Here is a 24432-nt window from a genome sequence, read left to right on the forward strand (position 1 = left end):
CTATTCTTTTACTTTCTATCTTCAATAATTTTAGTTGCAAGTTCTTGAGGAACTTCTTCATAATTTGAGAAAGTCATTTCAAATTTTCCACGACCTTGAGTCATAGCCTTTAAATCATTTATATATTTAAAGGTTTCAGACATAGGAGCTTTGGCAATTAACATTTGCTTTTTATTTTCCAAACTTTCCATTCCTAGAACTCTACCTCTTTTTTTACTAATGTCACCCATAATATCACCAACATATTCTTCAGGGATAGTTATTTTTAATTCCATAATAGGTTCTAATAATATAGGTTTAGCTTCAAGCATTCCCTTTTTGAAAGCAAGTGAAGCAGCAACTTTGAATGCCATTTCTGATGAATCTACTTCATGATAAGAACCATCATAAAGCACAGCTTTTATACCAGTAACTGGATAATTAGCTAAAACTCCTTCTTTCATAGCTTCTATTAATCCTTTTTCTACAGCAGGGATATATGATTTTGGTACTACACCACCAACAATTTCTTCTTCAAATTCAAAATGTTCTTTGCAAGGACTAAATTTTATTTTTACATCACCATATTGACCATGTCCACCTGATTGTTTTTTATATTTCCCTTGTACATCAGAAGATCCTAAAATAGTTTCTTTATAGGGTACTTTAAGTTTTGTTACAATAACTTTTACGCCATATTTTTTCTTTAATTTTTCAATTATTTTATTAGCGTGCATTTCTCCTTGTACACCTAAAATAGTTTGTTTTGTTTCAGTATCTCTTCTCCAATAGAATGTTGAATCTTCATCTCTTAATTTGTGTAAAGCAGTAGATATTTTATCTTCGTCAGCCTTATTTTCAGGGACAATTGCAATTAACATTTGTTCTTTAGGGAAAGCAATTTCGTCTAAAGCTAATATTTTTGGATTTGTGCTTAAAGTGTCAGAATTTTTGGTATGTGTTAATTTTGAAAATACAACTATATCTCCAACTATTGCCTTAGGTAATTCAATTAAATTTTCATGAGACCAAGTATAAATTTTACCGATTTTTTCTTCTTTATTTTTATTTATATTATATACTTCAGTTTCTTGTTTAATTTCTCCAGAAAGTACCTTAGCATAAGAAAGAACACCTAAGAAAGGATCAATTACAGTTTTGAAAATTTGTGCTATGAAATCTTTATTATTTATTATATTTTCATCATCTAAAGGTGAAGGCATATATTCTTTTATCATATCAAAAGTTGTATGTAAACCTATATTTTTGTAACTTGAACCACAAATAACAGGAACTAGAGTTCCATCTATAACACCTTGTCTTAAGCCTCTATGTATTTCTTCTGTTGAAAATTCTTCTCCTGCAAAATATTTATCCATTAAATTTTCATCAGTTTCTGCTACAGCTTCAAGTAACATATCTCTTATTTCGGTATAATAAATACCTTCAGGTAATTTAGCATCATCACAAGTTTTACCATTATATTCTCTTGCATAAAGATCAACTATATTGATATGTCCTTTGAAACTTTCACCTTTACCCCAAGGAATGTGAAAAGGTGCTATTCTTTTTCCAAATTTTTCTTTTAATTGATGAATAATTTTATCAAAGTCAGCTTTTTCGCTATCGATTTTGTTGATGAATATAAATTTAGGAAGTTTTTTTTCATCTGTTGCCTCAAAGGCAAGTTCTGTACCTATTGATAAATCACTTGTTGCATCGACTACAATTATTGCACAGTTAGCTGCAGTTAAGGCAGATTTCATTTCTCCAGAAAAATCAATATACCCTGGAACATCTAAAAAATTATATTTTGTGTTTTGATATTCTATAGTATTTAACATAGTTGTTTTTGAAATCTTTATTTCATCATTAGGATTGCTAATCTTATTAGTAAGACCAGCAGTAAACTCTAAAGATTCAATAAAATTACTTTTTCCAGCTCCCGTTTGACCTAATATTGCAATATTTCTAATATTTAAAACATCATATACTCTCATAAAAAAACCTCCAAAAACTTATTTAATATATTATAACCTATGTTGCTACAATAGACAAAAAATCTTTGAAGATTAACTATGAATAAAAAAATTATAAAAGTTTATATACATATTTTTTATCTGGACTGAAATTGACACTAATACCTTTTTTTTCAAAATATTCTTGTATATTTTTTACTTCATTTTTATCTTCTATTTCAATAACATTACCTCCACAAGCATCTCTTAAATGTAATTTTGTCTTTATACTTTTTTGTAAATCAAGGAATTCTTCTATAGTAAAATTATTATTTCTCATATTTTGTTAACACCTCACAACCATTTTTTGTTATTACAATATCATCTTCTATTCTAACGCCTGCAATACCTGGCTTATATATACCAGGTTCTATTGTAAATACCATATTTTCTTCTAATAAATCTTGTGTTTTTTCAGATACATCAGGATATTCATGGACATCTAAGCCTAAGCCATGCCCCAATCTATGTGTGAAATATTCACCATAACCTGCTTTTTTTATTATATCCCTTGCTATTTTGTCTATACTTGCAAAACTAACACCAGGTTTGCAAGCTTTTATTGCTTCCATATTTGCACATTTAACAACTTCATAAATTTTTTGAGCTTCAGCATTAGGTGTTCCAAAATATATGGTTCTTGTTTCATCTGAAGCATAGCCTTCAAAATATACTCCTAAGTCAAAAAGTGCTAAATCTCCATTTTTTAATTTTGTATGTCCACTTTCTCCATGAGGATCAGCGGCATTTTTACCAAAAAGAACTATAGTTTCAAAAGACATAGCTTTTGCATATTTTTTCATTTCAAATTCGATTATAGCTTTTAACTCTAATTCGCTAATACCTTCTTTTAAATTTTTTTTAGCAATATCTATAGCTAAGTCAGCTAAAGAACAGGCTTTTTTAATTTTTTCCAATTCATCATTACTTTTATATTTTCTTAAATTTATTAAAAGCTCATCAATTGAAGTAAAATTTTGAATATTAAATATTTTTTCTATTCTTTCATATCTATCAATAGTAAGATGCTTTTTTTCTAAGCCTAAGTTAGAAAGTTTACCTGTATTTTTTTCTAATAAGGCATAACCATCTTCAGTATCAAGATATTTTACAATATTTATACTTTTATCTACACTTCTTTTTGCATTTTCATATTCCATAGCAGGAACTAACAAATGAATTTCATCTTGTTTAATAATTAGAGCCAGTAATCTTTCGTGAGGATCACAGGCAAGTTTAGTTAAATAGAATACATTTTTAGGACTTGTTATAAATAAACCAGAAAGTTTATTTTCTTTAATATATTTTTGTAATTTTCTTATTTTTTCCATAAATATCACCATTTTGATTATAGCATTATATTGCTTTTTTTTTAAGGTGTTTTTTGATATAATGAGAGTAGAAAAAGTGAGGGTAAAATGAAAAAATTAGTAATATTAGATACAAGTGCAATAATGTATAGATCGTACTATGCAATGCAAAATTTAATGAATAGTAAAGGCTTTCCAACAGGAGCTATTTTTGGCTTTGTAAAGCAACTAGAAATATGTTTAGACACAAAGCCTGAATATATAGTTGCAGCCTATGATGTAAAAAAAGCTGACTTAAATAGAAAGAATATGTATGAAGAATATAAGGCGAATAGAGTAGCTATGCCTGATGATTTGCTTAAACAAGTTGATATTATTAAAGAAATAATAAAAGATTATGGAATTAATTCATTTTGTAAAGAAGGCTATGAAGCAGATGATGTTATTGCAACACTTACAACTTTTGGCTTGAAAAATGGACTTGAAGTGCATATATATACAGGAGATAAGGATATACAGCAATTAGTAACAGATAATAACAATGTATTTATACATTTACTAGGTAAAGGGGAAGTTATTTCTACTTATGAAGGAGTAAAGAAAAAATTAGGAGTTTATCCAAATCAAATACCAGATTTTTTTGGACTAAAGGGTGATAAATCTGATGGAATTCCAGGAGTTACAGGTATAGGAGATGTTACAGGTTCAAAATTAATTGAAAAATATGATACTTTAGAAAATATCTATGAAAATATAGAAGAAATAAAGGGAAAAATAAAAGAAAAATTAATTATGGATAAAGAAAAGGCTTTTTTATCTAGAGAATTAGCAAAAGTTAAAAGAGATATAGACTTTGATATTGATATAGAAGATTTGGGTATTAAAGAAAAAAATATAGAAAAATTGAAAGAAATATTTTCAAATCTAGAACTTAATACTTTTTTAAAGTCATTGAATAAAGAAAAAAAAGAAGTGAAGATACAGGTTAGTAACTGTGATTTTCAAAAAATAAGAAGTATTTTAAAAAATGCAACTAAGGCTTCAATATATTATACTGATAACTTTTTTTCATGCTGTGTTGAGAATATAGTATATATTTGTGAAAATATAGAAGAAAACACACTATTTTCTGAAAAGATAAATTTAGAAGAAATAAATACAAAGGCTGAAATGATATTATATGATGCAAAGCAATATTTTCATAAGGGGCTTAAAAGTTCTAACTTTTTTGATATATTAATAGCAGCATATGTAATTAATACGGCAGATAATTTTGAAATAGAAAATATATTGTTGAAATATGCAGATATTTCTATTATAAAATTAGATAAAAAAATATTGAAAAATATAACTTTAGAAGAATTAAAAGATAGACAAATAAAAATATGCTATTATCTATTTCAAATAGAAAAATTAATGAAGAAAAAATTAAAAGAAGTTGATGAAAAAGATACATATAACAAGATAGAGAAGCCTTTAATTTTTACTTTATTTCAAATGGAAGAAAATGGAATAAAAATAGATAAAAATCAATTTAAAAAATTATTTAAAACTTTTGATGATATTGTAAATAAAGAAAAAAAAGAAATAATTAAGCTTGCAGGTTGTGATTTTAATATAGAATCACCTGCTCAATTAGCAGATGTACTATTTAATAAAATGAAAATTGAAGGAGTAAAAAAAACAAAAAGAGGTTTTTCAACAGATGCTGAGGTATTAGAAATTTTAGCTAATAGGGGTATAGAAATAGCTAAGCATTTATTGAATTTTAGATATTATAAAAAGCTAATATCTACATATGTTGAGCCCTTACCTTTATATGCAGATAAAAATGATAGAATACACTCTAGCTTCAATGGTACAGGGACAGTTACAGGTAGATTATCTTCACAAAATCCTAATTTACAAAATATACCAACTAGAACCAAAGAAGGAAATATGATAAGAAATTGTTTTATAGCAGAAAAAGGGATGAAATTAGTATCTTTTGATTATTCACAAATAGAATTAAGAGTATTAGCAGAATTATCAGGAGATAGTCATTTATTACAAGCTTATGAAAAAGATATAGATCTTCACGAACATACAGCAAGAAAGTTATTTCCTTTTGCAGAAAAAATAGATAAGGTACAAAGAAATATAGGTAAAACTATTAATTTCAGTGTTCTTTATGGTAAAACTTCTTATGGTTTATCAAAAGAGTTAAAAATATCAGTTAAAGATGCAAAAAAATATATAGATACATATTTTGAAACTTATCTTGGTGTTACACGATTCTTAGAGGAAATTGTTTCCGATTGTAGTCAAAAACTATATGTTGAAACTTTATTTGGTACAAGAAGATATATACCAGAAATTAATTCTAAAAATTCATTATTACATGAACAAGCAAAAAGAATGGCTATAAATACAGTTATACAAGGTACAGCAGCTAATATTATAAAATTAGTTATGTTAGAATTACAAAAGAAAAACTACAAAATGTTGGTACAAGTACATGATGAATTAATATTTGAATTAAAAGAAGATGAAGCAGATGAAAAAGCAAAAGAAATAAAAAATATAATGGAAAATACGATAAAATTTAAAAAGGTAAAACTTAAAGTAAACTATAATATAGCTGATAAATGGGGGGATTTAAAATAAAAGGAAAGAAAATATTAATAGGAGCAAAAAAAGGTATTACTATGGGTGTAGCTTTTTTCCCCTTTGCTTTCACTTTTGGCTTTATTGCAAGTAAAGCAGGATTACAATTATTAACCACTACACTTATGAGTGTAATTATTTATGCAGGAAGTAGTCAAGTTTTAATTATAAAATTATTACAAGCCAATGCAAGCACTTTACAAATAATTTTAGCAAGTGCAATAATAAATATAAGGTATGCACTGATTAATATAACTATTTTAAATAAGCAAAAAAAAGAAAATAATTTTTTAAAAGTATTGAATGCTTTTTTTCTAACAGATGAATGTGTTTCATATTATAGTATAAATAAATTATATAATATCTATGAAACTATAGGTTTTGGTTTTTGTGCTTATGCTTTCTTTTGTATTTCAACAATGCTAGGTTCTATTTTTGGCTCATTAATACCATTGAAGTATACAAATTCACTTAATTTTATTCTATATGCAATTTTTCTATATTTATTGCTTATTAGTTTATTTCAAAATTTTTCATATATTTCAATTGTAATATTAAGTATAGTTATAAAAATAGTTTTGAGCCTTATAGGTCTTAGTCAGTCTATAACAATGTTATTAACAATTATAATAGCACCCCTAATTATAATGCTTGTGGAGGAGAAATTTAATGAATAATAAAATATATATAATAATTATAGCAGTATTTTTGATAACCTTATTCTTTAAATCTTTGCCTATTTTAATTAAATTACCTAATAATAAAAGAATAAATAGAGTATTTGAACTTATGCCTATTACCATTTTAAGTGTTTTAACTTTTCCTGAAATATTCACATCTATTGGAAATAAAACACAGGATGTATTTTTAGTATTAATAGCAATGGGTGTAGTAACATTTTTAGCATATAAAAAAAAGAGTATGGGTCTTACAGCCTTTTTATCTCTTGCAACAATAATAGTATTAAAGGAGATTTTGAATGGAAGTTTTTGAAATAAAAAAAGAAAGTATCAATATATATGATAATATAAAAGGAACTTTTGAAGTTGAAAAAAAGAAAAAGAAAATACAAGAATTAGAAAGTCAAATGATGCAAGAAGACTTTTGGGATAGAAAAGACAATCAAGAAGTATTGCAGGAAATAAATATATTAAAATTAACTTTAGAACAAATAGAAAAAATTAATGAGGTTTATAGTAATATAGAAATTTTAATAGATTTTATAGAAAGTGGTGATGAAAATTCAAAAAAAGAATTAGAAAAAACTTACGAAGAATTTGTTGAAATAACTACTGAATTTTCAAATAAGATTTTATTAAGTGATAAATATGATACATATAATGCAATTGTAACTATTAACTCAGGAGCAGGTGGAACAGAGGCTTGTGATTGGACAAATATGGTCTTTAGAATGTATGAAAGATGGGCAAATAAGAAGGGGTTCAAATGTATAGTTCTTGATATGTTAGCTGGAGAAGAAGCAGGTATAAAATCTATAACTTTTAATGTTAAAGGAGCTTATGCTTATGGTTTACTTGCCTGCGAAAAAGGAGTACATAGATTAGTAAGAATTTCACCTTTTGATTCAAACGCACGAAGACACACATCTTTTACAGCTGTAAATGTAATTCCTGAAATTGAAAATGACCTAGATGTAAATTTAAATATGGCAGATTTAGTAATAGATACTTATAGATCATCAGGTGCAGGTGGGCAACATGTAAATACAACAGATTCTGCTGTTCGTATCACTCATAAACCTACAGGTATAGTTGTAACTTGTCAAAATGAAAGATCACAAATTAAAAATAAAGAATCAGCTATGAAAGTATTGAAAGCTAGATTATTTGAAGTAGAACAAGAAAGAAAAAGACAAGAAATGAAAGAAATAAAAGGAGAAGAAAATAAGATTGAATGGGGAAGCCAAATTAGATCTTATGTTATGCAACCATATAAATTAGTAAAAGATCATAGAACAAAATATGAAGAAGGAAATGTAGATAAAGTTTTAGATGGAGATATAGATGAATTTATTAATGCCTATCTTAAATTTAAATCACAAAAAAATACCCTTATTTAGTAAATAGGGGTATTTTTGTATTATTTATTTTTTTAGTAAATATAGGAATGTAATTCCTATTAAATTCAATATCATTAATATTATTACATAAATATGATAATTAAATATTGTAAATGCTTGCAATAAATAACTTACCAAATAAAGGTTATTTAGACCAAAGCTTTTATTTAAAATTCCAGATAAAATTACAAGAACAAAGAAGGATAAAATACTAGCTACATAGCCACTAAAGTATATTCTTTGTCTTTGAAAGAAATTTCCAGAAATAATTGTTAGTAAAATTAAGAAATAACCCAAAGTCTTCACATATAGATAAAAAGGCTTTGTATAATAACCAACATGGAATAGTAAAATTAATATTATTATATACATAAAATGATAAATAATATTATAAATCAATTTATTATTTGTTAATAAATAAAGCAAACTACAAATAAATATAAATAAAGTAACTAAAGAAAAATTGGTTAATAAATTTCTATTTTCCATTAATACTAACAAAGTAAGCTCAACAATTTTCTGTATTATTAAAATGAAAGCTAAAAAATTAGAATATTTTTTTCTATTTTTAATTATAAAGCCCATTAATAAAAGAAAACATGTAATAATAAAGCTTAGACCTAATGCCAAAATATATTCTTTACTAAATATACCCATTATTTAACCAATCTAGCAGTATCTTGAGCTATCATTAATTCTTCAGCAGTTTCTATCTTATAAATCTTAACTTTTGAAGTAGGTTTTGAATAATCTACAGATCCTGGAATTCTTTCTTTATTCTTTTCATAGTCTAGTTCTATACCTAAAAATTCCAAATTCTTACAAATACCTTCACGAGCCTTTGCAGCATTTTCTCCTATACCACCAGTAAAGGCAATAGCATCTACACCACCAAGAGCTACAATATAGGCACCTATATAATTTCTTACTCTATAGCAGAACATATCATAGGCAAGTCTAGCATCTTCGTCACCTTTAGCCATTGCATCTTGTATATCTCTAAAGTCTGAACTCTTTCCAAAAATACCTAAGAAACCAGATTGTTTATTTAATCTTTTATCAACTTCTTCAGCTGTCATATGTCTTTTTTGCATTAAGTACAAAGGAACAGCTGGATCAATATCACCACATCTAGTACCCATCATAACACCAGCTAATGGAGTTAGACCCATAGATGTATCGATTACTTTACCATTTTTAACGGCAGAAATAGAAGCTCCATTTCCTAAATGACAAACAATGATTTTTGAATCTTTTTTATTTAATAATTTAGCAACTGTTTGACTAACGAATTTATGTGAAGTACCATGGAAACCATATTTTCTTATCATTAATTCTTTATAGTCTTCAGCAGGTACTGGATATCTATATGCATAATCAGGCATAGTTTGATGGAATGCTGTATCGAATACTACAACTTGAGGTTTGTTAGGTAAAAGAGCCTTTAAAACTTTTATTCCCATAATATTTGCTGGATTATGTAAAGGTGCTAAATCTGAAACGCTTTCTATTTTTTCTATTACATCATCAGTAACAAGGGCAGAATCTTTGAAATATTCTCCACCATGAACAGCTCTATGACCTATAGCATCAACTTCTTCCATAGATTTAATAACACCATTTTCTTTATCTTGTAATTTTTCTATTACAACTTCAATGGCAACCTTATGTGTTGGCATAGATATTGGTTTTTCAATTTCTTTATAACCTGTAACTAAGTTCTTATAAGTAAAAATTTGATTGCTAAGACCTATTCTTTCACAAATACCTTTTGCATAAGTTTTTTGTGTATCTGTATTAATTAACTCAAATTTAAGTGATGAGCTACCACTATTAATAACTAAGATTTTCATTTGTTTTCTCCCTTATTTTGATTGGCTAGCAGCAACTGCTACTACACTGACTATATCTTCTACACTACAACCTCTTGATAAATCGTGTACAGGTTTTGCAAGACCTTGTATGAATGGACCTAAAGCTTGTGCACCAGCAAGTCTTTGTACTAACTTATAACCAATATTTCCAGCTGATAAGTTAGGGAAAATCATAATATTTGCATGACCAGCAACATTAGAACCTTTTGCTTTTAATTCTGCAACACTAGGAACAACGGCAGCATCAAATTGTAATTCACCATCAAAGGCAAAAGAAACATTTCTTTGTTCTAATAATTTCTTTGCATCTCTCATTTTTGTAACAGTTTCACCTTCAGCACTACCCTTTGTTGAGTATGTTAATAAGGCAACTTTAGGGTCTTTTAATCTACCTACAGTTGTAGCAGTTTCAACGGCTGAAATAGCTATATCAGCTATTTGTTCAGCTGTTGGTTCAGGAATAACAGCACAATCTGAGAATATCAAAGTACCATTTTCTCCATAAGTGTCATTATTCAACAACATAACAAAAGCACTTGAAACAGTCTTAAGACCTTTTTTTGTACCTATTACTTGTATAGCGGCTCTTAAAACTGATGCAGTTGGAGATATTGAACCAGCAACCATACCATCAGCATAACCTTTTCTAACTAACATAGCACCAAAAAATCTAGGATCTTTTAGCATAATTTCACGAGCTTGTTCGAAAGTCATTCCTTTTTTAGCTCTTAAAGCAGCATATTCAGTAGCAAAGTCATCAATATTTTCAAAATTTTTAGGATCTATTATCTTAGTATCTCCTAAATTTAAATTATATTTCTTTGCATCTTTTTCAATTTGCTCCTTAGAGCCAAGTAATGTAACTGAGGCAAAATTTTCTTCATAAATTTTTGCGGCAGCTCTTAAAACTCTTTCATCTTCAGATTCAGGCAACACAATATTTTTTTTGTCTGATTTTACTTGTTCTTTAATTTCTTCAATTAAATTCTTAGACATTTTATTCTCCCCTTATTTATTAAAAATTTCTTTTACAAATTCTTTTGCATCAAAAATCTTAAGATCATTGATGCCTTCACCTACACCGATGAATTTTACTGGTTTTTTAATTTCGTCGATTATAGGGAAAATTATTCCTCCTTTAGCAGTACCATCATATTTAGTTAGAATAATGCCAGATATTGCTGTTATCTCATTAAAGATTCTTGCTTGTTCCAAGCCATTTTGTCCTGTTGTTGCATCAATTACTAATAAAGTTTCAATATTTGCATTAGTAGTTTTAGTTTCTATAATTTTTTTAATTTTTGCTAGTTCATCCATTAAGCCTTTTTTATTATGTAAACGACCAGCAGTATCAATTATTCCTACTTCTATATTTTCGGCATTCAGATAGTTAATCGTATCAAAAACAACAGCTGCTGGATCAGTTCCCTTTCTTTGTGAAATAACACGAGTATTAGTTCTTTCTCCCCACTCTTCTAGTTGTTCTATAGCAGCAGCACGAAAAGTATCAGCTGCACCTATAACTACTGAATAATTTTTATTTTTTAACATATTTGCAATTTTACCTATAGATGTAGTCTTTCCAACTCCATTAACACCTACTATTAAAAGAATATTTTTTTTATTTCTTTCAATATTAAGGCTATTATTATTGAATATATTTAACTTTTCTATAAGTATTTCTTCTAGCTTATTATATATTTCACTAGATTCTTTATACTTATACTTTGATAATTCTTCTATAATATTTGTTGTAGTCTTAATACCTATATCAGATTGAATTAATAGTTCTTCTAAATTATCATAAAGATCATCGCTTATACTCTGACCCATGAAAAATTCCTTTAATTTAGAAAAAAAGCCTTTTTTTGGTTTTAATAGGGACATATTTATTCTCCTTTATATTCTTTTTCTGCTTGAGATTTTTCAAGATAGTATGGAGCTAAGGTAGAAATATCTTCTTTTGTAGCCAAACCTTCTTTGAACATATCGTAAAAAATTTTTGAATCTACTAGAAGCTTATGATAACTTAATTTACAATGATTTAATTTATTTATTTCATCTCTATAGTTATATGCTATATCTCCTGCAAAAACAAGTGATTTACCTGAATTTTCAAAATTTTTAATTAGTTCATATATATTTCCAATACTATCATTAGTTGTTTTTACCTGGTCTGTATGGATATTATAGTAAATTTTTCCTTTTCTTGAATCAATACCAGAAACTATTATATCTCCCAAGTTTTTCACATTGTAATATATTGCATCTAATTCAGAGACACTATAAATTTCAACATCTTTATCTAGGGCAAAAATTCCCTTAATTAGAGCCATAGCAATTCTTATTCCAGTAAAAGAACCAGGACCTTTTGATATTATTACGTGAGTTACATTAGATATTTTTTCATCTGCCCAATCAAAAAGACTTTTAACTTGACTTAAAATATTTATAGAATGAGTTCTTTTTACATTTATAGTTATATTTCCTAATAAAAGGTCATCTTTAAATAAGCTCATACTTGCAAGTTTAGTCGAAGTTGTAATTGTAAAGGTCAACATAATTTTTTTCACCATCTTTCATTGTGTATATAGAAATATATCTTGTATTTAAACTATCATGTTTTATTTCAAAGAAAAGACAATTATCAGGTAGACTATTTTTAATTAAATCTGCCCATTCTATCAAAATTAAACCTGGAGCATCAATGTAGTCAAAATACCCAATGTCATAAAGGCTTTCTTCATTATTAATTCTATATACATCAAAATGTGCTATATCAATATCTTTTGTGAAATACTCAATTAAAAAAGTAAAAGTTGGACTTTTCACTGGTTGGCAAACGCCAAGATCCTTTAACAGTTTCTTGGCGAATGTAGTTTTACCAGTACCTAAGTCTCCTACAAGACCTATACAAATACTTTTTTCTTTATTTTTTGATATTAATTTAGCAATATGAGTAATAATTTCATTTATTTGTTCAAAATTAAGTTTCTTATTTTCTATTTTCATATTATCCTCTATTGTATTATACCATAATTTTTTTTATTTTGTTCCAAAAATTCTATCTCCAGCATCTCCTAAACCAGGATAAATATAGGCATGTTCATTCAAACCTTTATCTATTGCTGAAACATAAATATTTACATCTGGATGTTTTTCAGTAACAGCTTTTAGTCCTTCTGGAGCAGCTATTATACACATTACTGTAATATCTTTAACACCAAGTGATTTTAAATAATCTATTGTGTAGATTATAGAACCACCTGTTGCAAGCATAGGGTCTGTTATAATAACCTTACTTTCCACAACATTTGTAGGCATTTTTGCATAGTAGTAAACAGGTTTAAAAGTTTCTTCATTTCTATACACACCTAAATGTCCAACTTTTGCATTAGGGATTAAATCAAGTAGAGCATCTACCATGCCAAGACCAGCTCTTAATATTGGAACAATTGTAACTGGTTTTGCTAATACTTTTGTAGTTGTAGTCATAATTGGTGTAGTAATTTCTATTTCTTTTAATGGTAAATCCTTTGTAGCTTCATAAACCATAAGTGCTGCAATTTCGTATAAGCTTTCTCTGAAAAGTTTTGTGTCAGTTTCCTTGTTTCTTAAATTAGTTAATTTGTGTGCAATAAGTGGGTGGTTAAATTCAAAAATAGCCATAATATATACCTCCTAAAATTTCAAAAAAAAGCAGAGCAACAACTCTGCGAGAATTATAAATTGTATTTTTTCTTAAACTTATCAACTCTTCCAGTTTCATCAACAAATTTTGATTTTCCTGTGTAGAACGGATGTGAAGTTGAGCTTATAGCCACCTTAATAACTGGATATTCTGCACCTTCGAACATAATAGTTTCTTTAGTATTTTTAGTAGATTTTCCTAAAAACATATATCCATTACTTGTGTCTTCAAATACAACTAATCTGTATTCAGGGTGTAAACCTTTTTTCATTTGTGGAAACTCCTTTCATTCATTATTCATATAATGATAGCACATATTCAAATAAATGTAAAGTGAATATAATTTACAATTTTAATAAAATTTTGATATAATAAATTAAAAAATAATTGAAAGGGGATATATGAAAAAGAAAATTTTAATAGCAACAGTAGTTATAGTAATAATATTAGCTGCAATAGGTGAATATTTCTTTAATTATGCTATGGTTAATAAGGTTGCTAAAGGAATAAATGTGGAGTATATAAAAAGGGATGATAAAAAATTAGCTGTTATTTTACATGGATATAAATCTGATGCAAAAAGAATGGAAAATGAAAAAGATCTATTTATGAAAATGAATTATTCTATTTTAATGATAGACAATCAAAGCAAATATTATACTTTTGGAAAAAAAGAAAAAAGAGTTTTAATTGATATTTTAAAAGAATATAAGGATAAGGATATTGTCCTATATGGAATGTCGATGGGAGCTGCAACGGTTTTACAAGCTGCAGTAGAAGAAGATTTTCCTAAGAATGTTAAAATGTTAATAGTAGATTCACCTTATGATGATATATATTCAGTTTTCAAAACTGAATTAAAGAAAAGATTTAATTTGCCAGCTTTTCCAATTCTACCTTTAGCAAGAATGGTTGCTTTTGCACATTTAAAAATTGATATAAAAGGTATAAAGGTAAGTGATAAAATAAATAACACAAATATTCCAATACTATTTTTACATGGTGGAGCTGATACTTTTGTATATCCAAAATATAGTAAAAAAATATATGATGCATATAAGGGAAAAATTAAAAAATATGTTCTATTTCCAAATGTAGAACATTCTGAAATGGATGAAAAACGTCCTGAGTTATATGAAAAAACTATAAGAGAATTTATAGAGAAAGTAGGGAAATAAGATGATATATGAGGCTTGTGTTGGGTCTATAGAAGAAGCAATTTTAGCAAAGAAAAAAGGTGCAAATAGAATAGAACTTTGTGATAATTTAGAAGAAGGTGGTACAACACCTTCATATGGAACAATTAAAATTTGTAAAGAAGTATTAGATATACCAATAGCTTGTATGATAAGACCTCGGGGTGGAGATTTTAATTATACAAAAGAAGAAATAAAAGCTATGATAGAAGATATTAAAATTTGTAAGGACTTAAAAGTAGAAGCAGTTGTATTTGGAGTTTTAAAAAAAGATAAAAGTCTTGATATTGAAAATATGAAGCTTTTATGTGAAAGTGCAAAACCACTTAAGATAGTATTTCATAAGGCTATAGATGAAATGTCAAATCCTTTGGAAATTGTAGATACCTTATATGAACTTGGTGTCGATAGAATATTAACATCTGGAACAAAAAATACTGCATTTGAAGGTAAAGATATTTTGAATGAGTTAATACAAGCTTGTAAGAATAAAATGAAAATAGTAGTTGCTGGAAAAGTGACTAAAGATAATGTTGAAAATTTATCAAAATTAATAAATAGTGATGAATTTCATGGTAAAAAAATAGTTTGATTGATTGAAAAAGCTTACGGGAGTAAGCTTTTTTTACCATTCATATTTAATATCTAAAGAGGTCTTTATATTTGCATCATGAAAACCAAATTTATTATCTTTAAGTATTGTGAATGTTATTGGTGTTTCTGCACTAGCAGTTATATTTAATTTATTTATAAGAGTATAATCAAATTCTAGTCTAGGATCAAGCTCTAGAGTTGGAGCTGCTGCTAATTTTGCTAAATCAAAAGTCGATTTTGTAACACCAAAATAGGTAGCTACATTTAAACTAGGACTTAAAGTAATTTCGTCAATAGGATAATAGTCATATTTAGTACCTAAATTAATTTCAAATAAGCCAATATTTAAGGGTTTATGAAATTCACCCAATAAAGAAACTCCGCCTAAATGAGTATAAGCGGTAAGTGTTAAATTATCTATAGGTGTATATGTTGTGTTGAATTCATCACCATATGATAGGGCATTTTTAATGCCATATACATTTTTGCATTTTAAATGATTTACATAATTATTAATTTTAAAATTAAACTTATCTAAGCCAGTATATTCAATTCCTAAATTGTGTGATTGAAAATAAGAAGCATCTTTTTGATATAGACAAAAATCTGTGTTATTTGTTAAGTAGTCATCTATTTTGTCGGTAAATCTTTTTGTACCAGTGTAAATATCTTCAAAGTCAAGGTCGTCATTAAATTGATATTTAAAATTAGAAGCAATATCTAATTTCAAATTATCTATTGGTGAATAAGAGACAGAAAAAGCTGCGCAAAGATATTTTAAAGAATCGCTAGTATCTGAATAAGAATTATATAATTCTAATTTTGTATCTATATCTTTAATATATTCTGTGTCACCATTTAAATAAAGATCATGTTTTGAGAAAACATTAGTACCATATTTGGGGCAAGTGTCTTGACCACAATTTTTGAAAGGAAAGACAGTCTTAGAACTGAAACCGGCAGTTAAGTCATTGTGAGTAAGCTCAACTTTTCCTTTGACTTTTATGTCACCAATTAAGACATTTTTATCTTCTTGATTTTTAGTCATATTAGGATTAAAGCTTATCTTTAAAGAAGTTGTTGTATCTCCGAAAGATTTTTCATATTTTGCATATATTTTTGAATTATTTATAAAATTAGAAAATGTATCGTCTTTATCGCTAGTTTGAGGATAAAAATCATCAAATTTAAGATTAGTACCAATGGTAAGTCCATTTTTTGTTATATTAGTTCTAAGTCCTAAATCAGTTATTTTTAATGAATTTTTTTTTGAATAAAAACTGTGTTCGTTATCATTATAAAATTCTATTGAACCATTTGTTATACTTGCTAATGAATACAGTGATAAAAGTAATGTTGATAACAATAATGATCTTTTCATTTTGTGTTCCCTCCTTATTTACAAACGGATTATAGAACAAAATTAAATAAAGGTCAAATTATTGTGAAAATACTAAAAAAAGCTTACAATTGTAAGCTTTTTTTCTACCATTCATACTTGACATTAAAGGCACTTTTTATAATTGTGTTGTTAAAACCAAACTTATAATAATTAGGGCTATTTGTATTAAGCATTGTAAATGTTGTTGGTGTTTCTACACTTGCCTTTATATTTAATTTATTTAAAGGACTATAATTAAATGCTAACTTAGGTGTAAGTTCTAGTGCTGGAGCACAAATTAAATGCTTAAATACTGGATTTGCTTTTGTTATACCAAAATAAGATGCAACATTAAATTCAGGACTTATAGTAAGTTGCTTAATAGGTTTATAGTCATATTTAGTACCTAAATTAATTTCAAATAAACCAAAATGCATTTTATTAATATTAGATAATAATGACATACCACCTAAATGAGTATAAGCAGAAAGTGTTAAATTATCTATGGGCATATATGTTGCGTTGAATTCATTACCATAAGATAGGGCGTTTTTAATAACAAATACATTTTCGTATTTTAAATGATTTACATAGTTATTAATTTTAAAATCAAACTTATTTAAGCCCGTATATTCTATTCCTAAATTGTGTGATTGAAAATAAGAAGCTTGTTGTTGATAGATACCTTGTCCACTAATATTTTTTAAAAAAATATCTATTTTATTTATAAATCTTTTTGTACCAGTATATTGCTTTTCAAAGTCAAGACCATCATTAAATTGATATTTGAAATTAGAAGCAAGGTCTAATTTTAAAGTATTTATAGGTGAATAATTTGCAGATAAAGTTGCAAAAAGATACTTTAAAGAATAAGGTGGTTCTGAATAAGAATTGCATAATTCTAATTTTGCCTTAATATCTTTTATGTGTTTTGTATTACCATTTAAATAAAGATCATGTTTTGATAACACAGTATCTTTGTAGCTTAATTGTCCTTGAGGGAAGTCTTTAATTTTGTCAAAATTTTTAAATGGGAATGTAGTTTGAGAGCTAATTCCTACATTTATATCATCTCTTTTAAGTTCTACCTTACCCTTTACTCTGATATCACCAATTAATATTGGTTTATCATTTTTGTCTGGGTGTACATCGGGATTAAAGCTAATTTTTAGTGAAGGAGTTGTATCACCAAAAGATTTTTCATATTTTGCATATATTTTTGATTTATTTGCAAAATTATACATTACATCTAATTTATTACTGTATGCAGGGTATAAATCCTTAAATTTAAGATTAGCACCAATTGTAAATTCATTTTTTGTAATGCTGGCTTTAACACCTAAATTTTTAATATTAAATAAATTTTCTGTTTTTTCGAAACTGTGTTCATTGTTGTTGTAAAATTCTATTGAACCCTTTGTTTTATTCGCTAATGAACATAGTGATAAAATTAATGTTGATAACAATAATGATTTTTTCATTTTAAATTTCCTCCTTATTTATAAACAAATTATAGAACAAAATAAAAAAAAGGTCAAATTAATAGGGTGGTAATAAAAAAATATAAAAAAAAGTAAATAATTATAAAATAAAAATTTACTTTTTCAAATTGATATAATTGTTTAGAAAAGATCTTTATCTGATAGATCAGATAATTTAATTTCTTTTTGCTTAAACATTTCTAAAAGTTTTTCAACTGTCAAAGCTTCCTTCTCTTTTCCTTTTATGTCAAATATTATAGTCCCATTGTGAAACATTAGTAATCTATTTCCATATTTTATAGCATCTTGCATATTATGTGTTATCATAAAAGCAATAAGTTTGTTTTTTTCTATAATTTTTTTTGTTTTTTCTAATATTATTTTAGAAGTTTGAGGATCAAGAGCTGCAGTATGTTCATCTAATAAAAGTATTGCAGGTTTTTTAAGGGTTGCCATAAGTAAAGATAGACATTGTCTTTGACCACCAGATAAGGCTCCAACTCTTGTATAAAGTTGATTTTCAAGACCTAGACCCAAATCTTTTAATTGTTCATTGAAATAAGGTATATTTTTTATATCAAGACCAAAGGATAGATTAAAAGGTTTTCCTTTATTCATAGCCATAGATAAATTTTCCAAGACTACCATAGAAGGAGAAGTCCCTAAGGTTGGATCTTGATAAACTTGTGATATCCATTTTGCTCTTTTATATGACTTAATATTTGTTATATCAATACCATTTAATTCAATAGTTCCAGAATCAACAGCAATAGTACCATTTATTATATTTAATAAAGTCGATTTTCCTGCTCCATTACTACCTATAATAGTTATAAAATCTCCTTCTTTAGCTTCAAGATTTAAATTAGTAAAAACTTTTTTTTCAGTACCTAATTCAGTTATAAAGGTCTTTTTTATATTTTTTAAATTTAACATTATTTCACCTTCTTTTTCTTACTATCTATTCCTAGAATAATAGCTAATAATAAGGCAGTGATTATTTTTACATCAGTTGGTTTAATAGATAAATTAGCTATCATTTGCTCATTAACATGGAAGAAAGTTAAAATTGATTCTGTAAGACCAGCAGATGTAAGAGCAAAGTTAATTATTATATAATAAACAATAGAACCAACAATAACTATTGAGATGTAATTTATTATTCTTGATTTTTTTATTAGACCTAAGCCAAATATAATAGAAGCTAAACCTATTACCATAGTACCTACTGAAGAAGAAAGATCTATAACCCTAATATATTGAGTAAATAGTGCACCTGATAAGGCAACTAATGAATTAGATATCATAAGTCCAATAATTTTTAATTTGTTACTACTTACACCAAGGCTAGTAACAATATTTTCATTATCTCCTAAGGCTCTTAGTATAAAGCCAAATTTAGATGTTAAGATATAGTCCATAATAAGTTTTATAATAAATACAATTATTGCAGTTATAAACATGCTAATATCTTCAGTATAGTAAGTATAATAAGTTAGAACAAAGAAAATAATTAGATATATTACAAAACTTTTAATAACATAAATATTTTTTTTGATATTATAATCATATAAAAGTTTAAGAATTAAAAGACCTATTGAAATTATTATACATAAAATAAAATGTTTGTCATATGAAACAAGACCATAAATAGTTTTATCAGCATCAACAAAAACACTAGGTTTATCAACAATTCTAGCATTTATACTATAAAGTGTAATCATGGTTAAAATACCAGCTAATAATTTGTCAATTTTACATTTTATATGAAAAATGCTTGTTAATAAACCAGCTAATGCTCCGGCAATTAAAGAAAAGACTAAGCCTAAAAAAGGTGATACATTAGCTAATGAAAAGTATGCAAAGACAAAACCACCTAAGGGAAAAGAGCCGTCTACTGTTAAGTCTGGGAAATCTAAAATCTTATAAGTAATATATACCCCCATAGCCATAATAGAATAAATTAAACCTATTTTTATTGATTCGGGTATAACACTAATAAAAATCAATAAGTCATTCATTGATGTTCCTCCTTAATTTCAATTCCAAAGTATTTTTCGGTATCTTTATTTACATATAAATGAGGGTTAGCCTCTTCTATAGGAATATCTTTTGGATTTTTACCATTTTTAATTTCAAGTATCATAAGACCTGTTTTTTTACCTAATTCATAATAATCTACACTGTATGCAAATAAAGCACCTAATTTTACAGAAGAATTTTCAGAAGTAATAAGAGGTTTCTTTTCTTTCTTTGCAATATCAATTAAATATGAAATATTAGAAACCATTAAATTATCTGTAGGAATGTAGATAGCATCTGCTTTTTTAATAAGATTACTAACAACTTGTGGTATTTCAGATGAAGATGTAGCACTACCTTTTAATATGTGTAGTCCTCTTTTGCTTGCTTCATTTTCAATAGTTTCAACCTGTGAGATAGAATTTAATTCAGAGCCACAATAAAATATGGCAATATTTTTCGTATTAGGAAAATATTTTAATAATAAATCAAGTTGTTTATCAACACAAGTTAAATTATCTGAAGTTCCTGTAACATTGGGAGCAAGTAATTTAGCTTGCTTAGGATCTGAAACTGCTGCAAAAACTAAAGGAGTTTTAGTATTTACACTTTTTAAAGCTTGAGCTGACATAGTTCCTATTCCTACTACCAAAGACTTATTTCCTGATTTGAATGTGTTTGCAATTAAATTTGCAGTACTAAGTTCTCCATTAGCAATTTTAACATCAATAGCTATATTCTTATCTTTTAAAGTATCTTTAATACCTTCTTCTACAAGATTAAGAGAAGGATGAGATACAACTTTTGAAATACCTACCTTGAAATGTTCAGGAGATTTTTTACAAGAAAATAGTAAAATTGAAATTAGAATTAAGTAAAAAAATTTTTTCATACTTGACCTCCTATTTTAAATTAGGCAAAGAAATTCCTAATTTTTTTTGAGTTTCTTTATTTATTTCAATGTCGTTTAGGGGCATATTAATTATAGGCAAGTTGGAAATATTTTTTTTGTTATATAAAATATCAATAGCCATATTAGCAGCCTGTTTACCTAAGTCATAGTAATTTATACCTTTAGTTATTAATGCACCACCTTCAACATGAGCTTTTTCAGAACCAAAAACTATCTTTTTTTGCTTTATAGCTTCAGCTGTTATAATAGGCATAACAGAAGCTATTAAGTTATCTGTTGGTGTATAAATAGCATCTGTTTGTGAGATTAACAGTTTGATAGCTTGAGGAACTTCATTTATTTGTGTAACACTTTTAGTAACAAGGTTAATATTTAGATTTTTACAAGCTATTTGTAATTGATTAATTGTAGCTTTTGAATTAGCTTCAGATGAATTATATAAAACACCAATACTTTTGATATCTTTGTTTATTTGCTTTAATAATTTAAGTTGTTCTAAAATGTCAACATAATCTGTAACTCCAGTAATATTTTTAGCTATTAAACCTGCATCATGAGGATCAGTTACAGCTGAAAAAATAATGGGGATGCTAGTTGTTTCACTTAAACAAGCTTGAGCACTTGGTGTTGCTATAGCATAGATTAAGTCAACCTTTTCTCTTACAAAATTACTTGCTATAATTTTTGCTGTAGTTAATTCGGCATTTGCATTTTTTTCTATAAATGTTACCTTATATTTATCGTTTTTAAATTGTTCTTCAAAGCCTTCTTTTGCCCTATCTAAGGCAGGATGAGCTACAAATTGGATTATTCCTATTTTTATCGTATCTTTATGAACAGATTTAGGCTTTTTTAGACAAGAAAAACAAAGAAAAAAAGTTAAAATCAATAGTATTATTTTTTTCATTTTTCCACCTTTTTAAGAATTAAAAGATTTAAAGAAGTAACATTGATGGCTTTGCTAACAATTATATTATTTTTTGAAAAACTATAATTTGAAGCAATCAACTCATATTCTCCTTCAAAATCCTTGAATTGTTTTGTTTTCTTTGAAGAATTAGCTAGAATGATGAAAGATCCTAGACTAAAGGCAATGAAATTTTTAGAAAATTTCAATAATTTAAAGACCTTTTCTATTTCATCATAGGAATCTAAGCGAAATATTGGATTATTTTTTCTAAATTTGATTAGATCTTGTACATATTCCACATATTTTTTATTAGATTTCATTCTAGTCCAATCAAATAAGTTTATTTTATCGCTAGACTTATATGAATTTTCTATTTTATTTTTTGTTCTAAAAAATTCTTGTCCTGAATGTATAAATGGTATTCCTTGTGATAAAAGAATTAAAGAAGTAGCCATTTTATGCATTTTTTTTATGTTATTTATATTTTCTCCTTCTTTTGAAAGTGTTAATTGATCAAATAGTGTGTAATCATCATGAGATTCAACATATTGAACTAATTGATTTGGACTAGTGTATGAATAAAGTCCACTACCACCTTTTATTGAGTTTATCAAACTTTCTTTTTTTGAAGACCATGAATTTACAAAACCTAAACTTAATTCTTCATAAGTAGAACCTTTTAAATCATTTCTTATATTATCATTGAAAAAGGCAATATTTTTTAATTTATCAGCATTAGTTTGTGTAGCCATTTGATCTTTAGGTAAATCTGTATTCAAATGCCAACCTTCTCCAAGTAAAATAATACTTTTATCTATTTTATCAAGTTCTTTTCTTATTTCTTGCATAGTAGTAACATCTAATAAGCCCATCAAATCAAATCTAAAGCCATCTAATTTGAATTCTTTTGCCCAATATACAACACTATCTACAATATATTTTCTTATCATTAAATGATCACTAGCTACATCATTACCACAGGCAGAACCATTTGAGAAGTTTCCAATATCATCTTTTCTGAAGCCATAATTAGGAACTAATTTTTCAAAGCTATGTTGCATAGCATCAAAAACATGATTGTATACAACATCCATAATTACCCGAATACCATTATCATGTAAGGTCTTAATTGCAGTTTTTAATTCTTTAATTCTAAGGCTTGGTTTTGTTGGATCAGTTGCAAAAGCTCCTTCAACTACATTATAATTTACAGGATCATAACCCCAATTATATTTTTCTAAAGGCTTTAATTCATTTACAGATTCAGAACTAAAGTTGAATATAGGCATAAGTTGCACATGAGTAATACCTAAATTTTTTAAATATTTAAGGGCCTTAGTTTCACAAAGTCCTAAAAATTGAGCCTTATGTTTGAAGGAAGCTTTTTCATCTACTGTGAAATCACGAACACTCATTTCATAAATTATTGCATCAGTAGCTTTTGAAAAGCTTTTCATTCTATTAAAATTTCTTGGATTAGTTTTTGCTAAATTTACTACTACACCTTTTTCACCATTAACTGTTGTAGCTTTCACATAAGGATCTACGGCGATATTTACGATATTATCAAAATGAACTTGATAATTGTAGATAAAACCATCTAAATCTCCCTTTAAAGTAAGCGAAAATACACCATCTTTTCCTTTGATCATGGGATGTAGACTGGTAGTGTTGTCCTTTTTATATTCTATTAAATTTAATTCTGTAGCTGTTGGAGACCAAACATTGAAAGTTGTTTTGGTTTTTGAATATATAGGTCCAAGTTCTTTAGTAGTATAAAATAGTTTGTCAATAGCATATATTCTAAGATTATAATTTATTCTTTTTGTATTCATGAATTCCCTCTTTCTAATGGATATATTTATCTAAAGTTTTTAGCCAATTTTCAATTCTTTCTTCTGTTTTTTCAGGTTCATTCATATGATCAATAGGTAGACCTAAAAATTTACCATCAATTATTGCAATAGAGGCAACAAAATCATAACCATCTGTTGGAACCATACCTACTATATTAGCACCAGCTTTTTTACATTTGTCATATAGCAATCTAAGCCCATCAACAAAGGTATCTGCAAAGGCAACAGCATCACCAGTACCTAATAGAGCAATGGGTTTACCATTAAAACGAGGTAGTTCATCAATTACTGCCATCCAATCATCTTGTATATCTCCTAAACCCCATGTTGAAGCACAAAGGATTAAAAAATCAAAATCATTTATATTATCTATTCCATTTGCAACATCAAAAAGTTCAGAACCTTCTATTTTATCGCTTACAATTTGTGCTACTTCTTCTGTAACACCTGTAGTTGTTCCGTAAAAAATACCGACTGACAT

At 26.9% G+C, this 24432-nt stretch carries 25 protein-coding genes; 6 read left to right on the forward strand and 19 right to left on the reverse strand.

Translation table 11 applies throughout. The features are described from left to right. Positions 1–8: 8 nt before the first annotated feature. From AWT65_RS01975 to AWT65_RS01985, 3 genes are all read right to left on the reverse strand, one after another. Positions 9–1979, reverse strand: a complete 1971-nt coding sequence (locus AWT65_RS01975; protein WP_066728832.1) for an elongation factor G — start codon at positions 1977–1979, stop codon at positions 9–11. A 91-nt stretch (positions 1980–2070) separates the two neighbouring features. Next, positions 2071–2277 (reverse strand): RDAC family protein, encoded by a 207-nt coding sequence (locus AWT65_RS01980; protein WP_066728834.1) that lies wholly within the window; start codon positions 2275–2277, stop codon positions 2071–2073. Continuing rightward, positions 2267–3328, reverse strand: a complete 1062-nt coding sequence (locus AWT65_RS01985; protein WP_066728835.1) for a M24 family metallopeptidase — start codon at positions 3326–3328, stop codon at positions 2267–2269. Before AWT65_RS01985 ends, AWT65_RS01980 begins: the two co-directional genes overlap by 11 nt. An 87-nt stretch (positions 3329–3415) precedes the next feature. Between AWT65_RS01985 and polA the strand changes: the two genes are divergently transcribed. From polA to prfB, 4 genes are read left to right on the forward strand one after another with little or no spacing between them, the layout of a single operon-like run. After that, a complete protein-coding gene (gene polA / locus AWT65_RS01990) occupies positions 3416–5953 on the forward strand; it encodes a DNA polymerase I (protein WP_066728836.1) in 2538 nt (845 codons plus the stop codon). Beyond that, positions 5935–6630, forward strand: coding sequence for an AzlC family ABC transporter permease (locus tag AWT65_RS01995; RefSeq protein WP_066728837.1), 696 nt, complete (start codon positions 5935–5937; stop codon positions 6628–6630). Before polA ends, AWT65_RS01995 begins: the two co-directional genes overlap by 19 nt. Further along, the gene (locus AWT65_RS02000) at positions 6623–6946 is read left to right on the forward strand and encodes an AzlD domain-containing protein (RefSeq protein ID WP_066728838.1); all 324 of its coding nucleotides are present in this window, start codon (positions 6623–6625) and stop codon (positions 6944–6946) included. The genes AWT65_RS01995 and AWT65_RS02000 overlap by 8 nt, the downstream gene beginning before the upstream one ends. Continuing rightward, a complete protein-coding gene (prfB, locus tag AWT65_RS02005; RefSeq protein ID WP_066728840.1) occupies positions 6933–8033 on the forward strand; it encodes a peptide chain release factor 2 in 1101 nt (366 codons plus the stop codon). The genes AWT65_RS02000 and prfB overlap by 14 nt, the downstream gene beginning before the upstream one ends. Before the next feature lie 24 nt (positions 8034–8057). Here the strand turns inward: prfB and AWT65_RS02010 are convergent, their stop codons facing one another. From AWT65_RS02010 to AWT65_RS02045, 8 genes are read right to left on the reverse strand one after another with little or no spacing between them, the layout of a single operon-like run. Beyond that, positions 8058–8690, reverse strand: coding sequence for a hypothetical protein (locus AWT65_RS02010; RefSeq protein WP_066728842.1), 633 nt, complete (start codon positions 8688–8690; stop codon positions 8058–8060). Beyond that, positions 8690–9886 carry an acetate/propionate family kinase gene (locus tag AWT65_RS02015; protein WP_066728843.1) on the reverse strand — a complete coding sequence of 399 codons (1197 nt, stop codon included), beginning with the start codon at positions 9884–9886 and terminating at the stop codon, positions 8690–8692. The genes AWT65_RS02010 and AWT65_RS02015 overlap by 1 nt, the downstream gene beginning before the upstream one ends. A 12-nt stretch (positions 9887–9898) precedes the next feature. Continuing rightward, positions 9899–10903, reverse strand: coding sequence for a phosphate acetyltransferase (gene pta, locus AWT65_RS02020; protein ID WP_066728848.1), 1005 nt, complete (start codon positions 10901–10903; stop codon positions 9899–9901). A gap of 12 nt (positions 10904–10915) precedes the next feature. Continuing rightward, positions 10916–11794: a signal recognition particle-docking protein FtsY gene (ftsY, locus tag AWT65_RS02025; RefSeq protein WP_066728849.1), complete on the reverse strand. Its 879-nt coding sequence runs from the start codon at positions 11792–11794 to the stop codon at positions 10916–10918. Between the two features lie 2 nt (positions 11795–11796). Then, positions 11797–12468 carry a tRNA (adenosine(37)-N6)-threonylcarbamoyltransferase complex dimerization subunit type 1 TsaB gene (gene tsaB / locus AWT65_RS02030; protein WP_066728851.1) on the reverse strand — a complete coding sequence of 224 codons (672 nt, stop codon included), beginning with the start codon at positions 12466–12468 and terminating at the stop codon, positions 11797–11799. Further along, positions 12437–12919 carry a tRNA (adenosine(37)-N6)-threonylcarbamoyltransferase complex ATPase subunit type 1 TsaE gene (gene tsaE / locus AWT65_RS02035; RefSeq protein WP_066728852.1) on the reverse strand — a complete coding sequence of 161 codons (483 nt, stop codon included), beginning with the start codon at positions 12917–12919 and terminating at the stop codon, positions 12437–12439. Before tsaE ends, tsaB begins: the two co-directional genes overlap by 32 nt. A 33-nt stretch (positions 12920–12952) precedes the next feature. Then, complete coding sequence (gene upp, locus AWT65_RS02040; protein ID WP_066728853.1) at positions 12953–13576, reverse strand: uracil phosphoribosyltransferase; 624 nt, start codon at positions 13574–13576, stop codon at positions 12953–12955. Between the two features lie 53 nt (positions 13577–13629). Further along, a complete protein-coding gene (locus AWT65_RS02045; protein ID WP_066728854.1) occupies positions 13630–13869 on the reverse strand; it encodes a type B 50S ribosomal protein L31 in 240 nt (79 codons plus the stop codon). Between the two features lie 130 nt (positions 13870–13999). Between AWT65_RS02045 and AWT65_RS02050 the strand changes: the two genes are divergently transcribed. Both AWT65_RS02050 and AWT65_RS02055 read left to right on the forward strand, forming a co-directional pair. Then, positions 14000–14776: an alpha/beta hydrolase gene (locus AWT65_RS02050; protein ID WP_066728855.1), complete on the forward strand. Its 777-nt coding sequence runs from the start codon at positions 14000–14002 to the stop codon at positions 14774–14776. A 1-nt stretch (position 14777) separates the two neighbouring features. Further along, entirely contained in the window at positions 14778–15386 is a 609-nt protein-coding gene (locus AWT65_RS02055; protein ID WP_066728856.1) for a copper homeostasis protein CutC, read from the forward strand. Positions 15387–15419: 33 nt separating this feature from the next. Here the strand turns inward: AWT65_RS02055 and AWT65_RS02060 are convergent, their stop codons facing one another. From AWT65_RS02060 to AWT65_RS02095, 8 genes are all read right to left on the reverse strand, one after another. Continuing rightward, the gene (locus AWT65_RS02060) at positions 15420–16769 is read right to left on the reverse strand and encodes a hypothetical protein (RefSeq protein ID WP_066728858.1); all 1350 of its coding nucleotides are present in this window, start codon (positions 16767–16769) and stop codon (positions 15420–15422) included. Positions 16770–16873: 104 nt separating this feature from the next. Then, a complete protein-coding gene (locus tag AWT65_RS02065) occupies positions 16874–18250 on the reverse strand; it encodes a hypothetical protein (protein WP_066728860.1) in 1377 nt (458 codons plus the stop codon). Between the two features lie 141 nt (positions 18251–18391). Next, positions 18392–19186: an ABC transporter ATP-binding protein gene (locus tag AWT65_RS02070; protein ID WP_066728862.1), complete on the reverse strand. Its 795-nt coding sequence runs from the start codon at positions 19184–19186 to the stop codon at positions 18392–18394. Continuing rightward, positions 19186–20271: an ABC transporter permease gene (locus AWT65_RS02075; RefSeq protein WP_066728864.1), complete on the reverse strand. Its 1086-nt coding sequence runs from the start codon at positions 20269–20271 to the stop codon at positions 19186–19188. Before AWT65_RS02075 ends, AWT65_RS02070 begins: the two co-directional genes overlap by 1 nt. Beyond that, a complete protein-coding gene (locus AWT65_RS02080) occupies positions 20268–21164 on the reverse strand; it encodes an ABC transporter substrate-binding protein (protein ID WP_066728866.1) in 897 nt (298 codons plus the stop codon). The genes AWT65_RS02075 and AWT65_RS02080 overlap by 4 nt, the downstream gene beginning before the upstream one ends. A 10-nt stretch (positions 21165–21174) precedes the next feature. Continuing rightward, the gene (locus AWT65_RS02085) at positions 21175–22092 is read right to left on the reverse strand and encodes an ABC transporter substrate-binding protein (RefSeq protein WP_066728868.1); all 918 of its coding nucleotides are present in this window, start codon (positions 22090–22092) and stop codon (positions 21175–21177) included. Next, complete coding sequence (pulA, locus tag AWT65_RS02090; protein ID WP_066728869.1) at positions 22089–23930, reverse strand: type I pullulanase; 1842 nt, start codon at positions 23928–23930, stop codon at positions 22089–22091. The genes AWT65_RS02085 and pulA overlap by 4 nt, the downstream gene beginning before the upstream one ends. A gap of 13 nt (positions 23931–23943) precedes the next feature. After that, the gene (locus tag AWT65_RS02095) at positions 23944–24432 is read right to left on the reverse strand and encodes a flavodoxin (protein WP_066728870.1); all 489 of its coding nucleotides are present in this window, start codon (positions 24430–24432) and stop codon (positions 23944–23946) included.

It is taken from the genome of Sneathia sanguinegens (assembly GCF_001517935.1).
Lineage (GTDB): Bacteria > Fusobacteriota > Fusobacteriia > Fusobacteriales > Leptotrichiaceae > Sneathia > Sneathia sanguinegens.